Here is a 14,157-nt window from a genome sequence, read left to right as displayed (position 1 = left end):
TTAGTAAATATATTCTATATTTATTTAGTATTAATAGCCCGCTTATAAACTTAAAATTATAAAATTTAATTATATAGTAGAAATTTTTATATTTCCAGATGTTATATATACCCGAACCTAAACTTCTTAGGTTTTAGTTTTACTGAACTCCTTGTTTAAAAAAGATACCGTGTCACGATTTTACCGCAAAACTCAAGGTATATTTTTTTTGTGTTTAGCCTGGGCACATCACCAGCATCGGCTTAAAAGAAGAAAAAGGTATACACTAAAAGCTAGTGCTAATAAAAGTTTTCGGCCTCAAAACAAAGATAGATCTTTCATTGACATTGTACCTTTTTTAAAAGGGCTTGGACTAGATCTGAAAGATCTAAGAAATCAAAGGAAAGCAGGTTATAGTTCTAAGCCAATGAAGCTTGACATCAATGTTGCAGAGTTACGGTCAAAGAGACGATTCCTAATTTAAAACTTAAAAAAAATAGTTAAAAACGGCGCAAAAATTAAGCGACGTTTATTTTTTATTTAGAATATTACTTCTTAGATTTTCTCTTTCAATTTGTTTTATAGTAAAGTCTAATTGTCTGTCAAAATTCGCTTTAAGGTCATTAGGTTGAATTTGTATTTCAAAATCTGGCTTAATTCCTTTTGGGTCATATTTAAAGTTTGCTGTTCTCATTTTGTATTGAAAAGTAGGGATCCAAACCAAAGTTTTTGAATATGGTAAGACAAATGCCTGTCCCCCCGCATTACTATAATTACTTCCTTGTGTATACTCTCCATAGAATATTCCAATATTGTTGTCTTTCAATAAAGCTAGTAGATGCCCGGTTGTTGAAAAGCAAGCACCATTAATTAAAACGCTTATTTTTCCTTTAAAGAAATTTGGCTTATTCTGTTGTTTTTCAAACCACCAGTTATCAGTTCCGTCAGTTTCTGTATTACAGTTTAATCCGTTTTTAAATTTGGTTTCATCGAGATTTATTTCTTCAATATTATCAGGATATTGAGCAAAATGTTTCCATTCTTTTACACTATTAAATTTTGCTCCAGTATAATCAAAGTAATAATAAGGTCTGTTCGTTAGATAGGAAAATAAATAATTAGCAATATCAGCAGAACCACCACTGTTACCTCTTAAATCAAGAATTAAATCAGTAATTTTTAAATCATCTGCTTTAGCAAAAAAAGCATCTAATTGTTTTTCTGCTTTTTTTCTATCAACTTCATTATAACCATTTTCAAAAGAGTGAAATTTTAAAATGGCAATTCCATTGTTTCTAAATTCTGTCGATAATGGTTCAATATTCTCAGTTATAATTTTTGTAAAATCTTCAAATTTTACTCCTTTTAAATCAATATTCTTCTTGTCATTGTTACTATCCAAATATTCTATCTTAAAGTTTTCAGATTGGTTGTAAATGAAATAATAAAATGGAAAATTTTTAAATCTTACATTTAATCCCGTTTCGTTTCTACCCTCAAGATGAATGTATTTTTGAATTTCGTTTACTATTGTATTAATATTTTCACCGTTGATCTTTAATATTTTACAACCTGTGAAATCTTTATTTTCTTTTGTTGTTTTGTCTAAATAAAAGCTGTTACTGATTTTATAAATACTGAAAGGAAAAACAGGGTTGTCATTAAGAAGTTTGCTAATATTGCTCCTGTCAGCCGCTGTATGCCCATCTTTAATTTTTGCCAATAAAGTAGCTGTTAGTTTATAATAATCAACAATTGAAAGATCGCTTTTAATTGAGTTTCTTAAATTCAGATACGTTTTGTTAAATTCTTTCTCTGTACAAAACATAAATTGTCCTGGATGGATGGTGTTTGTCAAGTTATATAGGACAGTAAATTCAGAAATAATACTGTCTTTACGTAAAGTTTTATCCAATAAAGAATTTTCCGATTCAGTTTTTTGCCCAAAGGAAAAACTGAAAGTAAAAAGTAGAAGGGGTAAAATTTGTTTTAATTTATTTTTTTTATTTGCTTTGATCATAGTCTCTTATACATCTTTGAGTTTCTTTTGAAAAACCATTTTATCTTTTTTTCTAAATTCACAACCTATTCCCTTTGTATAATTATTTTTTTGGGTAATCGAAGAGTTCATTCATCTATTTTCCATAACAACTCTATTGTCGGACTCAATTGATTTTCATTGCAATAGAAAAGATTCGCCTGAATGCATAGGCCCTATCTGAACAAATCAAATAGGGCTCGTTGATCGCATAGAAGTAAGGGGAAATTATTTCTTTTCGTATTTTTTTACTCTTTGATTAATTTTACCAAATAGGGAATCACCGACTGCATTTTTCATTTCAATCTCAATTTTGTCTCCAAATTTCATAAATGGAGTGGAAGGTTTTCCGTCTTTTATGGTTTCCAGACATCTGATCTCAGCAATACAGCTGGATCCCGTTGGACTTCCCTGATTGGCCACCGTACCTGAACCAATAACTGTACCGGCCATTAATGAACGGGTTTTTGCAGCATGGGCAATTAATTCGCCAAAATTAAAGGTCATGTCGACGCCTGCATTGGGAGTCCCTACAATTTCATCATTTAATATTGATATCAATGGTAAGTGCAGTTTACCGTTAATAAATTCGTCTTTTAATTCATCTACAGAGATGATAACAGGAGCAAAAGAAGTCCAAGGTTTGGATTGATAGAATCCGAATTGTTTAGAGAGTTCGTTGGGAATTAGGTTTCTGAGTGAAACATCGTTTATTATTGTTACAAATTTAATATGATTTAAGGCATCTTGAGCACTTACACCAGCAGGAACATCATCAGTGATTACGGCAACTTCAGATTCAAAATCAATTCCCCACTCTTCATTTTCAATCTCTATGGGATCATAAGCCCCAATAAAAGCATCCGAGGCCCCCATATACATTAGAGGATCTGTCCAAAAAGATTCAGGAAGCTCTGCGTTTCTTGCTTTTCGAACAAGTTCGACATGAGTAACATAGGCGCTTGCATCTGCCCAGTGATAAGCTCTTGGAATTGGAGCTAGGACACGCACGCTTGTAAAATCAAAACTACCGATTGTTAATTTGCCAGAGTTTAATTGCTGGTAAATATCTTGAAGTTTCTTTTCATTGATTGGCCAGTTATCGATTGCCTGTTGCATGGTTACGGCAATTTCAGTAACGCGGATGGCTTTTGTCAGTTCTTTATTTACAACAACCAGTTCTCCATCTCTGGTGTTATTATCTATTGATGCTAGTTTCATTATAATACTTCGTTTAGTTTTTTTATTCGTTTTAAGTTTAACTGATTCATTATTAGTTGTCAAAAGTATTTGACGCAGTTTTTGATGTTTAGAACGAATATATGAAATAAAGATACATTTACAGCTACTCCATAATAAATTCAATTTTTATAAAATAATAGCCATTCTTGGATTGAGCGGTTCTGTCGGATCTGGAAATAACTTTTATCTTTAGAATTTTAAATCCATCAAAAAAGGAATACTAAAGGTCATTGTGATCCAAAATACATAATTCTTCAGGCAGTATATTTCAAATTAAGCTTTACACTTAGTTACCGAGATGTTGAAGAAATAATGAAGATTAGGGGAGTGATTGTAGATCATGCCACGATTCAACGCTGAGTTTATAAATTTAGTCCATTTATTGAATCGCAATTAAAGAAACGAAACAAAGAAGTTGGGAAAAGTTGGGATTGGATGAGACCTATATAAAAGTAAAAGGTGTCTGGTGTTATTTATATCGAGCGGTAGATAAATTAGGTAATATAGTAGACTTTCTTTTGACCAGAAAAAGGAAGAGAATGAGCGCGCAGTCATTTCTAATTAAAGCAATTAGTAATAACTGCAGGCCAAGAGTAATAAACATTGATAAAAGTGGTTCTAATACTGCTGCTATTAAAGTCTGTAACAAGTGTTCATTCTCAAAGATTATAATTTGACAGTGTAAATATCTCAACAATATTGTAGAATAAGATCATCGTTTTATCAAGTGGTGCGAACAAAACGGTTTGGGATTTAAAAGTTTTGAATCTGCCAGAAGAACCTTAGGAGGAATTGAAGTTGTGCACATGTTGAGAAAGAATCAGATGCTTCAGGCGGGAACGAGTATGCTCAAATCATTTTGCAAATTGACTCCATAATTTTCGGGGTCCGGATTTCTTTCGGATTTATATGGCAGATGCGACAGAACCCTCCAAACTAATTATGCCACGATTTTGCCACAAAACTTAGACGAGTGAAATATCATTAAAAACCACCTTAACTTTTTGTGGCAGAAATGGTATCAAGTCCACTTGCTATTTAAATGCGTTTCTTTTCATTACTTTACTATCTTTGGCTAAAATCTGAAATATGCGAAAACTATTACTTTCACTGTTATTGCTTCCTTCTTTATTTCAAGCGCAAAATGCAGCTAGTGCCGATCCGGGATTTATTCCTGCTACGGTTTGGAATAATTATGAAAAACAAGTCAACGATATGGCGCTTCAGTCCGACGGCAAAATTGTCATTGAGGCTACCCAATATAATTACAAGACGGGATGGACGCGAACCATAGAACGACTCAATGCAGACGGTTCGAGTGATGCTGCTTTTAAGGTATTGACCGATAATACGGCAAATTGGCATACATGTCCGATAGTGATACAGTCCGATGGCAAAATTATATTAGGCTCCCAATTTACTGTAGCAGGTGTAATTAAACCTATGATTCGGCTGAACACCGACGGTACTATTGATACAACCTTCGACACGCCATCTTTGCCAGCATCTTCTTATATCTACTGTTTGACCTTGTTGCCAGACGGGAAGCTACTGGTTGGAAATACCTCTTCTAAAAAACTGCTTCGCCTGACCGCCGATGGTGCTTTAGATACCACTTTTTATGTTGAGCATCCCGAAATAGAGCAGTGCATTGACGTATTGGTATTGCCAGATGGCAAGTTGATTGTAGCCGGCTCAATACGCATGCCGGACCCAGGAGGGAAGGGGACGTCTTACAATCTTGAAAAACTAAATGCCGATGGCACAATAGATCCAACATTTGATATCAACGCCGGTTTTATGGGGCGGAATGGTTATACGTCTTCATTGGCATTACAGCCTGACGGAAAAATACTGGTGGGTGGAAGGTTCGATTCTTGCGACGGCAAAAATTCTAAGAGCTTAGCACGGCTACACCCCGACGGAAGTTATGACAACACGTTTACATCCCCAATATATGACACAAATCCTGTGGTAAATGACATTTTGGTGCGACCTAACGGCAATATCCTGATTGGAGGTAATTTTAGCGCGAGCAGTATTTATGGTATTGCTATGCTGTTACCAAACGGTTCAGTAACTTATTCTTTTTCGCCATCGACGGCTGGTACTAGCGTTATGATTACAGAATACGCGGAGGTGCGCAGGGTCCTGCAGCAACCTAACGGCATGATCTTACACTGCGGTGATTATAACAGCATTGGAGGCCAGAATAATAAGACCAACATGATTCGCTTACTCGGTACTGATAGCTACCTTGTAAACGGCTATACCCGACTTGACATGCAAAATAATGGGTGTACCGATGCCGATCCCGGATTTCCATACCTTAAGTACAAACTGGTGAACGGTGCGACCCAAAGTTCTTATTATTCCAGTTCCAATGGTTACCATGGTGTAATGCTCAAAAATGGCACAAGTGTTATCACGCCTATACTTGACAATCCGACTTGGTTCAGTGTTTCGCCATCAAGTATCAGTCTGAATATGCCATCGGCAACGAATTATGCAAACCAGAATTTCTGTGTGACCGCAGTCGGAAGCCACCATGATTTGTCGGTTGTAATAGTGCCAATTAACCGAGCGACACCAGGTTTTGACGCCTATTATAATGTTTTGGTTAGGAACAATGGCAATCAAACGGCAACAGGTACTGTACGATTTACCTACGATGCCGCTACGGCGGAATACATCCAAAGTACCCCTTTGGCCGCAAGCGCAGGTTTTGGCTCTGTGACATGGAATGTTGAGGGTTTATTGCCGTTATCTGAAGTTAAATATATTGTAAAACTAAACTTAAACACCCCTACCGATACGCCACCATTGAATGCCAATGATGTATTGAAATTTTCAGCAGTGGCAAACATTGCTCAAGACGAAGTTGCGACAAATGATAAAGCTACATTGGAGCAAACGGTAGTAAATTCGTTTGATCCTAATGATAAGATTTGCCTTGGAGGTGACTATGTGCGCCCGGAACATGTAGGTGATTATATGTATTACCGCATCCGATTCGAGAATTTGGGTACGGCATCGGCGCAAAACATTAAGGTGACCGATATGATTGATACCACTAAATTTGATATCGCTAGTTTGAGTCCAGTAGACGGTAGCCATCCTTTTACTACCCGCGTGATACAAGGTAATCAGGTCGAGTTTATGTTCAACAACATACAGCTAGGGTTTGCCGATGAGAATAATGATGGCTATTTGGTTTTTAAAATTCGTTCATTGAATTCGCTTACAGAAGGTGCTATGCTAGAGAATACAGCTTCGATTTATTTTGACTACAATCTCCCTGTTGTGACGAATACTTCGGCCGTGACGGTGAAGACGTCTTTGCATACTATATCATTTGAAACGATTAAATTGGCACTTTATCCTGTTCCTGCGGGCGATATGGTATTCATCAGTATTCCCAAACAAGTTAATGTTCAGTCGGTAACAGTGTATAATCTTTTAGGGCAGTCGGTACTTGAAAATGTAAGACCCGGACCCCAAGGCGATGTGAATGTTACAACACTTGCTAATGGAAGCTATGTAATGCGGGTGAAGACGGAACTGGGCGATGGTGTGATGCGGTTTGTTAAAAAGTAGGCGCTCGGAGTAATTTGTAGTGTATCAGATTAGGTGTTTTTACATATTAGCGATTTAACTACGTGAAAGAGAATATAAATTTGTAATTTTTGAATGGTAAAAGAGACGACCTGCAGGTCGTCTCTTTTGTTTTTGATATTTTAAAAAGCCTTAAAATGCTTTTATTGTACCTTAGTGTATCAAATTAAGTAATCGGTAACACAGTGGATTTTCTACTCACTAAAAGAAGACAGAGAATTAGTGCTCAGTCATTTCTAATTAGAGCAATAAATAATAACTATAACCTAGCTGTAATAAATATAGACAAAAGCGGTTCGAACACTAGCGCAATCAAAGTTTACAACAAGCGTTCGTTTTCAAAGATTAAGATTCGCCAATGTAAATATCTCAATAATATTGTAAAACAGGATCATAGATTTATCAGGTGGTGGATACAAAACAGATTAGGCTTTAAAAGTTTTGAATCAGCCAGACGAACATTAAGTGGAATAGAAGTTGTACATATGTTGAGAAAGAATCAGATGATTGAACCTGTGAAAACTATGTATAAATCATTCTGTAAATTGGCGAGCTAACTTTTAAATTGCTTAAATTCTAATATTTGATTCTGATAGATGCGACAGAACCTTTTTATATCATATAAACATTTTGCTAAATCTTCTTTTGATGCTAAAAGTCTAATACTTTTTTTTATTTTTTTATCCATTTTAGAATTGATTTAACTAGTTTAAATTTTAGTTTTTTAATCCTACAGGGTAAATATGCAACTTTAAATTTGAAGTTATTTCAACTAAAGATGAATATCCATAACAAGGATGTTAAACTCGAGTTACAAATTATTAATCTACTAATTTCCCTAAAACAATTTCTTTTCTATACGCATTAAAAGAGATTGAAAAAAAAGTATTAAATTTTGTTATGAGTTTTTGTCTATTATCTTCACCTTGATTTTGAGCATAGTAATTGTAAAAATTCATCAATTCTTTAAATGAGTTAATTTCGGAATTATATCCATACAGTTGAATTAGTTTATTAATTTCGAGCATCAAAGGTTTAACATCATTCTCGCTGTTTGATTTATGAGTAAATTCCCATAACTCTAATATTTTCTGAAATAACTCGAATCTGTATTCAAGTCTTTTCTCTAATCGTTTTGATTTTAAAGCAATTCTCGGGGAAAAAACTAGAGTGATAATTGAAATTACAAATCCAATTCCACCTAAAATTAATGCTATAGTATTTGAATTGTTCATAGACTTGTGAAGTTGTATTTTGTATTATATTCGTCCAAGTTATCCTTCATAATGTTCTGTTACTACAGTGGGTTTGGGCTTAAATTAAGCTCTGTTTTCGGATTTGCCAAATCATCTCAAATACAAAACCAACTTTCTATTAAGCCAATTGCCCAAATCGGTTGTAGGAATTTTTAGTAGATGGTCTTTTTTGCGTATTGAAGTTTTAATATTTTCAGATATCAATAGTTTTACAATTTTATTCTTAGTCTTTCCATTTCATCAACCACTTGATTAAGTTCAATAATTTCAGAATCTCGATTTAGATTTATGTACAATTCTGGGTTTAACCAAAATCTTGATTTGTTATAAAGCGTTTCTCCGAGTCTTTTATCAACTCGTAATATGGATGCTGATGCTTGATTCCATACCTCCGCCAATTCCGTATTCGGAATATATTTTCCATTATTGTTTTTTAGATAATCATATGTTTTTATGAATGCTGTATTAATATCTTTATGCGCATTTATAACATTCTCTTTATTTTTATCTGTTTGTTCCTTTAAGAAAGTTCCAATGTCTTTAAATACTGTCCATAATATTGCGATGTCAAAAGCTGCTGCCATAATTGTATTTTCTCTTTTAAGTTTAATGTTTTTTATCTTTTTTTTTTTGCTTTCTGGTAACGTTTACAAGCTTCGCGATGTTGCTGAATGTCTTTCGAAAAATAAAGGTGGATTTAGCGCTTAACCTGTAATCTCGTAAAACCGCTGTTAGGAGCAGTATTTACAAATAGTCTTGAAGTTTTTCTATAATTACGGGTAATTGTAATTGCATTCCTTTTTCAACCACTTTAGTAGATAATTTACCAAGCCAATTAAGAACTTTTTTTCCAATTCCTTTTTTGTCTTCTTGTTCAAGAATACCTTTTAATTCAGTTGTTTCGTTAGAATCTACACCTAATTTTTGAAGTTCTTTAATAAGTTCCTCAATTTTTTGATCAGCAACAACACTTTGATTTATGTTATCTCCAACTGCGATATTTGAGTTTGAATTATTGCCATAAATATTTTGAGTAATTATATTTTGGACTTTCTGATTATTAGCATTCGAATCTACATAATCATTTTCTAAGTTCGGAAATTTTTCATTGAGTTCTAAAAGCGTATCAAGTAATCTTTGTTTTGTTTGTTCCAATATATAATCTATTTGTGATAATTGAATTCTTCTTTTGATAGCAATTATACTATCACCTTCGTCCGTCATTTTTTTGAAGTGATTTGTCAAATCCATTGGGAAATATTCAAAGCCATATTGATTTTTTCCGCTTTGACTTTGTCCAAGTTCTAAAGTACCAATGCTTTGAGTAATTCTCATTTCATTAAAAGAATGGTCGCCAGCTAAATCTTTAATTGAAGTTACATCCATAGGAATCGTTTTTGTTCCTTGAAAAGGAATTGATACTTCAGCATAAATATCACAGGGAATAATTCTATGTTTTGGTAATTCGCGACCTTTGTATCCTCCATTAATTTCTCCGACAAGCCATTCTTTAAAATCGTTATTATTTATTTTATAGGCAATGATTTTTGCTCTTGTCAGAGCTTGGCTTAAACTTATTTTGTCAAACGTTAAATCTTCAATGAGTTGTTTTATCATCAGGCTTTCTTTAAAATTGTCACTAACTTATTTATTCGAGCTATATAGTGGCTCCAATAAGACCAAAATGAATTGTCTTTACATCATAAGTCAATATTTCTTTCTAGCGAATATAGGAAATATCTTTATTAATTTATTTACTGTTTTAAAGATAAATTATAGTATTTATTTATATAGTATATTTTCAAATTAAAAGCATTTTTTTGATGATTTATAAAACCAGCAGGAAACAAAATATTCATAAAAAAGTCCGAAAAAGATTCGATATAAAAGTTATAATATAAAAAAATCCTACCGAAGCAGGATTTAAAATATAGTTACTTAAAGTATAACCCCATGATCATTAATGCTAGCACAAAAAAATAACCCAACTAACCATTTAATCATATCTGTTTTCGTATCAGATAAACCTTTTGCTAAAACTTACAACTTAAATTAAGCCAATTACCTAAATCTATTGTGGCAAGTGTATGCAACAGTTATTATTTTGTCAGTGCTATTATAATTAATGTAAGTAATGGTCCAAATATCAAAATGTGATAAACAAGATATACTTTTCCGTAATATTTTAACCAAATCCATTTTATCTTTATAAAACTTAATCGGAAATATTCGGGCTTAGTTAGCTGAAATTGCAAATAATCTATTGGTAAATGATTTTCATACTTTTTAAGGATTGTATCATATTCAGTACTTATTTGTTGAAGCTCATTTTGTTTAGTTAAAGGATTTGTTGTAAAGTCTTTTGTGAACCTTGCTCTACTATAAAGTTCAGAAATATCTAAAGAGCAATTATGATATCGTTCTGATTTTAGGGCAAAATTTTCAGAACTTTCAAGTTGACTAAAAAGAAGTATTAGGACTGAAAAAGCAGTTGAAATGAAGCCAACTTGATTGTCTAATATTTTAATGCCTAATAAATCAATACCATACAAATTGACCACCCCAATAATTATTAGATATGCAGATAAATATCCGATTGATTTAGAAGATAATTTGTTTAAAGTATGATTTCTGTGACTTGCCGCAAATCTTGCTCCTTTTGTTGACCATAATTTATAATTTAATTCTTCTTCAAAGCTATTGTTTTTGAGATATGGCGGGATTTTGTTTTTGTTCTTACGTATATTCCTTGCTCTTTTTATAGCTTTCCATTTCTTATAAAAATATTCAATCATTAGTTTTTCGCAGGTTATTTATTAATACAGTCTTTTTTATAATTGTTGGTAACTTATTTATTGTAGTTATACAATGGTTTCAAGAGAATCAAATTTAATCAACTTTATGTCATAAGTTTGTACTTATTTCAAGCTAATATAGGAAATATCTTTATTTAATTTATAGCTGCTTATAGATAAAATATACTAATTATTTATATGGTATATTTTTAAAATTAAGTCACATTTTTAAGAGGAGTTTATGTAGAATCGAAATTTTTATTTTACAACAAGAAATTAAAACTTGAATTCTGCAAAGTTTTAATTTTGTTCTTTGTAATATTCTTTCATTTCCTCATTAGAGTTGAAGAAATCCTCTTTTGCTTCTTCAACAGTTTTGCCATCTCCAACAATTCCAAAAGATATATTATCAGAGCCAATGTAAACTCCATAACTTTCATCTGTTCCTCTTTCGATAATAACTTTTACCTCCATAAAACTTGTTTTCATAATTCTTAATTGGTCAGATGTAAGCGCTTTTTCTTTTTTACGTTATTTTGGCTTTCTGCAGCTCGTCCCTGGTTCTCGTTTTAAAGTTATTTTGTGCATATGAAGAAAAGATCCGGAATAAAGTAAGATTAGAGATTATGTGATGTTTCCTTTATTAATTATAATTGTTTTAAGTGAAGACGTAATGTTAATAGGTATATGTGCTGTACTTAGAAAAACATTCATAGTTTAATAAAAAAAATATTTAATTAAATAATCCCTTTTAAAATGCTATTGAATAACATTTTAAAAGGGATTATTTGTTTTGTAATGTTTTATGAAAGCTATTTACCAATGCAGAAATTTGCAAATATATTCCCTAACAATTCATCGTTGGAAACCTGACCGGTAATAAGACCAAATTGGTATAAAGCTTCACGAATATCAAGCGAAATCAGGTCGCTTGAAAGATTACTTTCTAAACCGAATTTTACTTTCTGAATTTCATCCAGAGCTTTAAGTAGAGAATCGTAATGTCTTGTATTGGTTACAATAGTTTCATTATTACGAAGTGCACCTGTGTTGACATAAGAAAGCAATTGACTCTTTAATTCTTCCACTCCAATATTTTCTTTAGCTGAAATTTTTAGAAGTTTCAGGTTTAAAGTTTGAAGTTTTTGATTGATGTTTTCAATTTCATTTTCGCTCAATAAATCAACTTTATTGACAACTACTAGTATGGGTTTAAGTGGATATTTGTTTTTAACTTTTTCAATCTCTACAATATAATCAGAACCTGAAACCTGAAACCTGAAACCATCAAATAAGAAAACAACAAGCTGAGCCTGATCAATTTTTTCAAAGGTTTTTTTGATTCCAATGCTTTCTACGACGTCTTTGGTTTCACGAATTCCAGCTGTATCAATAAATCTGAAGCCGATTCCTCCAATCACTAATTCATCTTCGATCGTGTCACGTGTGGTTCCTGCAATGTCGGAAACAATGGCACGTTCTTCGTTTAAAAGGGCATTCAGTAAAGTAGATTTACCCACATTTGGTTCTCCCACAATAGCGACCGGGATTCCGTTTTTGATAACATTACCAACGGCAAAAGAGTCAATCAGACGTTTTAGAACAAATTCAATTCTATTTAATAACTCATGAAATTGGGTACGGTCGGCAAATTCTACATCTTCTTCTGCAAAATCTAGTTCCAGTTCAATTAGAGAAGCAAAATTTAAAAGTTCTTCACGAAGTTTGGCAATTTCATTGCTGAAACCACCGCGCATTTGCTGCATGGCGATTTGGTGCGACGCTTCATTATCAGATGAAATCAAATCGGCGACAGCCTCTGCCTGCGATAAATCAAGTTTGCCGTTTAGAAAAGCTCTAAGGGTAAATTCTCCCGCATCAGCCATTCGGCATCCTTTTCGCAACAGCAGCTGAATAATCTGCTGTTGGATATAAGTGGAACCGTGACATGAAATTTCGATCGTATTTTCACCAGTATAGGAGTTAGGGCCTTTAAAAACAGAAACTAATACTTCGTCAAGTGTTTTAGAATCATCAACAATATGACCTAAATGCAAAGTATGTGTTTTTTGGACGGTTAAGTCCTTGTTTTTTATGGATTTAAAAACCGAATTTCCGATCGTAATAGCATCGGAGCCTGAAATACGGATGATCGCAATAGCTCCAGCCCCGGATGGGGTAGCCAATGCAACTATAGAATCTTGATTTATCATGTTGCAAAGGTATAAAAAAAGCCATAAAGTTGCGAACTCAAAGAAGAGTTGATAAGGAGACTTCCGATCTTTTAGATGTCAATTTTAGTAATTTTTTAAATGTTAAAATACTGATAATTATCAGTTTGATTTGTATTTAGAATGTTTAAATTTGAGAAACAAACCTTTAATCTCAAGCAAAATGAAAAAGATACTATTTCCCACAGATTTTTCTGAAGCGGCAACAAATGCTTTTGTTCATGCCTTAGAATTTGCCAAAATTGTAAACGCCGAATTAGTTTTGTTACACACTTTTGAGATTCCGGTTTACGATAGTCAGTTTTTCCCCGAAAATTATGCCTCTATTTACAGCTCAATCGAACTGGCAAAGTTTGAAATGTTTAAGGATGAGATTCCAAAGCTTAGAACTATTGCCGCGGAACGTAAATTAGATCACATTGTAATCAAACATCGTTTGATGGACGGTGATTTGATTTTTAATCTGAAAAATGCAGTAGAAGAAGATCATATCGATTTTGTGATAATGGGAACTTCAGGTGTTTCAGACTGGATAAAATTTTTCCTCGGATCGAATACAAGTTCTGTAATTTCGGAGGTCAAAGTCCCCGTTTTGTGTATTCCCGCAGATGCAAAATTCAAAAAAATAAAAACAATTGGTTTTACAACCCGTTATCGTGAAAAAGACAAGGCCGAGCTTCGAAAAGTGCTGGAAATCGCAAAGAAAACAAATGCTAAAGTAAAAAGTCTATACGTTAGAGCGTCAAATACAGACGTTTCTGATGCCACAATTAAAGAATGGGATAAAGAATTTGCTCATGAAAATGTAGAGTTTTTGGTCTTGCCAAGTGATGAAGTAAAAGAGACTATTCTCGATTTTGTACTGTATAAAGATGTGGATGTTCTGACTGTTATTACACACAAAAAATCTTTCTTTGAAAGTATTTTCGAATCCAGTTTCAGTAAAAAAATAACCAAGGAAGTTTCGATACCGGTTTTGGTGATGCATGAAACCTAAATTC

The 14,157-nt window shown here is 33.2% G+C and carries 11 protein-coding genes and 1 pseudogene; 4 read left to right on the top strand and 8 right to left on the bottom strand.

Features of this window, described 5'->3' with window-relative positions; translation table 11 throughout:
• Window positions 1-508 precede the first annotated feature (508 nt).
• A complete protein-coding gene (locus tag OLM58_RS19620; RefSeq protein WP_264530264.1) occupies window positions 509-1,999 on the bottom strand; it encodes a S41 family peptidase in 1,491 nt (496 codons plus the stop codon).
• A gap of 246 nt (window positions 2,000-2,245) precedes the next feature.
• Entirely contained in the window at window positions 2,246-3,238 is a 993-nt protein-coding gene (locus OLM58_RS19615; protein ID WP_264530263.1) for a fumarylacetoacetate hydrolase family protein, read from the bottom strand.
• Between the two features lie 222 nt (window positions 3,239-3,460).
• Between OLM58_RS19615 and OLM58_RS19610 the strand changes: the two are divergent.
• From OLM58_RS19610 to OLM58_RS22165, 3 genes and pseudogenes are all read left to right on the top strand, one after another.
• Window positions 3,461-4,137: pseudogene (locus OLM58_RS19610) on the top strand (IS6 family transposase).
• Window positions 4,138-4,348: 211 nt separating this feature from the next.
• Complete coding sequence (locus tag OLM58_RS19605; protein WP_264530262.1) at window positions 4,349-6,856, top strand: T9SS type A sorting domain-containing protein; 2,508 nt, start codon at window positions 4,349-4,351, stop codon at window positions 6,854-6,856.
• 203 nt (window positions 6,857-7,059) lie between these two features.
• On the top strand, window positions 7,060-7,431 hold the full coding sequence (locus OLM58_RS22165; protein WP_413614485.1) for a DDE-type integrase/transposase/recombinase: 372 nt from the start codon (window positions 7,060-7,062) through the stop codon (window positions 7,429-7,431).
• A 264-nt stretch (window positions 7,432-7,695) separates the two neighbouring features.
• On the opposite strand, the gene OLM58_RS19600 is transcribed toward OLM58_RS22165, so the two are convergent.
• The 6 genes from OLM58_RS19600 to mnmE all read right to left on the bottom strand — a co-directional run bounded on the left by OLM58_RS19600 (window position 7,696) and on the right by mnmE (window position 13,138).
• Window positions 7,696-8,109: a hypothetical protein gene (locus OLM58_RS19600; protein ID WP_264530261.1), complete on the bottom strand. Its 414-nt coding sequence runs from the start codon at window positions 8,107-8,109 to the stop codon at window positions 7,696-7,698.
• Window positions 8,110-8,339: 230 nt separating this feature from the next.
• Window positions 8,340-8,714, bottom strand: a complete 375-nt coding sequence (locus OLM58_RS19595) for a hypothetical protein (RefSeq protein ID WP_264530260.1) — start codon at window positions 8,712-8,714, stop codon at window positions 8,340-8,342.
• Window positions 8,715-8,874: 160 nt separating this feature from the next.
• Window positions 8,875-9,747 carry a hypothetical protein gene (locus tag OLM58_RS19590; protein ID WP_264530259.1) on the bottom strand — a complete coding sequence of 291 codons (873 nt, stop codon included), beginning with the start codon at window positions 9,745-9,747 and terminating at the stop codon, window positions 8,875-8,877.
• A gap of 482 nt (window positions 9,748-10,229) precedes the next feature.
• The gene (locus OLM58_RS19585) at window positions 10,230-10,925 is read right to left on the bottom strand and encodes an SLATT domain-containing protein (RefSeq protein ID WP_264530258.1); all 696 of its coding nucleotides are present in this window, start codon (window positions 10,923-10,925) and stop codon (window positions 10,230-10,232) included.
• 300 nt (window positions 10,926-11,225) lie between these two features.
• Window positions 11,226-11,414 (bottom strand): hypothetical protein, encoded by a 189-nt coding sequence (locus OLM58_RS19580; RefSeq protein ID WP_264530257.1) that lies wholly within the window; start codon window positions 11,412-11,414, stop codon window positions 11,226-11,228.
• Window positions 11,415-11,737: 323 nt separating this feature from the next.
• The gene (mnmE, locus tag OLM58_RS19575; RefSeq protein WP_264530256.1) at window positions 11,738-13,138 is read right to left on the bottom strand and encodes a tRNA uridine-5-carboxymethylaminomethyl(34) synthesis GTPase MnmE; all 1,401 of its coding nucleotides are present in this window, start codon (window positions 13,136-13,138) and stop codon (window positions 11,738-11,740) included.
• A 181-nt stretch (window positions 13,139-13,319) separates the two neighbouring features.
• On the opposite strand from mnmE, the gene OLM58_RS19570 reads away from it, so the two are divergent.
• Window positions 13,320-14,153, top strand: a complete 834-nt coding sequence (locus OLM58_RS19570; RefSeq protein WP_264530255.1) for a universal stress protein — start codon at window positions 13,320-13,322, stop codon at window positions 14,151-14,153.
• The last annotated feature ends 4 nt before the right edge of the window (window positions 14,154-14,157 follow it).

The organism is Flavobacterium sp. N502540 (assembly GCF_025947365.1).
Taxonomy (GTDB): Bacteria; Bacteroidota; Bacteroidia; order Flavobacteriales; family Flavobacteriaceae; genus Flavobacterium.
This window is presented reverse-complemented; position numbering and strand designations above follow the sequence as displayed.

Coding starts and splice junctions, on each gene's coding strand:
- OLM58_RS19620 (WP_264530264.1), bottom strand. CDS start 1,999: ATGATCAAAGCAAATAAAAAAAATAAATTAAAACAAATTTTACCCCTT.
- OLM58_RS19615 (WP_264530263.1), bottom strand. CDS start 3,238: ATGAAACTAGCATCAATAGATAATAACACCAGAGATGGAGAACTGGTT.
- OLM58_RS19605 (WP_264530262.1), top strand. CDS start 4,349: ATGCGAAAACTATTACTTTCACTGTTATTGCTTCCTTCTTTATTTCAA.
- OLM58_RS19600 (WP_264530261.1), bottom strand. CDS start 8,109: ATGAACAATTCAAATACTATAGCATTAATTTTAGGTGGAATTGGATTT.
- OLM58_RS19595 (WP_264530260.1), bottom strand. CDS start 8,714: ATGGCAGCAGCTTTTGACATCGCAATATTATGGACAGTATTTAAAGAC.
- OLM58_RS19590 (WP_264530259.1), bottom strand. CDS start 9,747: ATGATAAAACAACTCATTGAAGATTTAACGTTTGACAAAATAAGTTTA.
- OLM58_RS19585 (WP_264530258.1), bottom strand. CDS start 10,925: ATGATTGAATATTTTTATAAGAAATGGAAAGCTATAAAAAGAGCAAGG.
- OLM58_RS19580 (WP_264530257.1), bottom strand. CDS start 11,414: ATGAAAACAAGTTTTATGGAGGTAAAAGTTATTATCGAAAGAGGAACA.
- mnmE (WP_264530256.1), bottom strand. CDS start 13,138: ATGATAAATCAAGATTCTATAGTTGCATTGGCTACCCCATCCGGGGCT.
- OLM58_RS19570 (WP_264530255.1), top strand. CDS start 13,320: ATGAAAAAGATACTATTTCCCACAGATTTTTCTGAAGCGGCAACAAAT.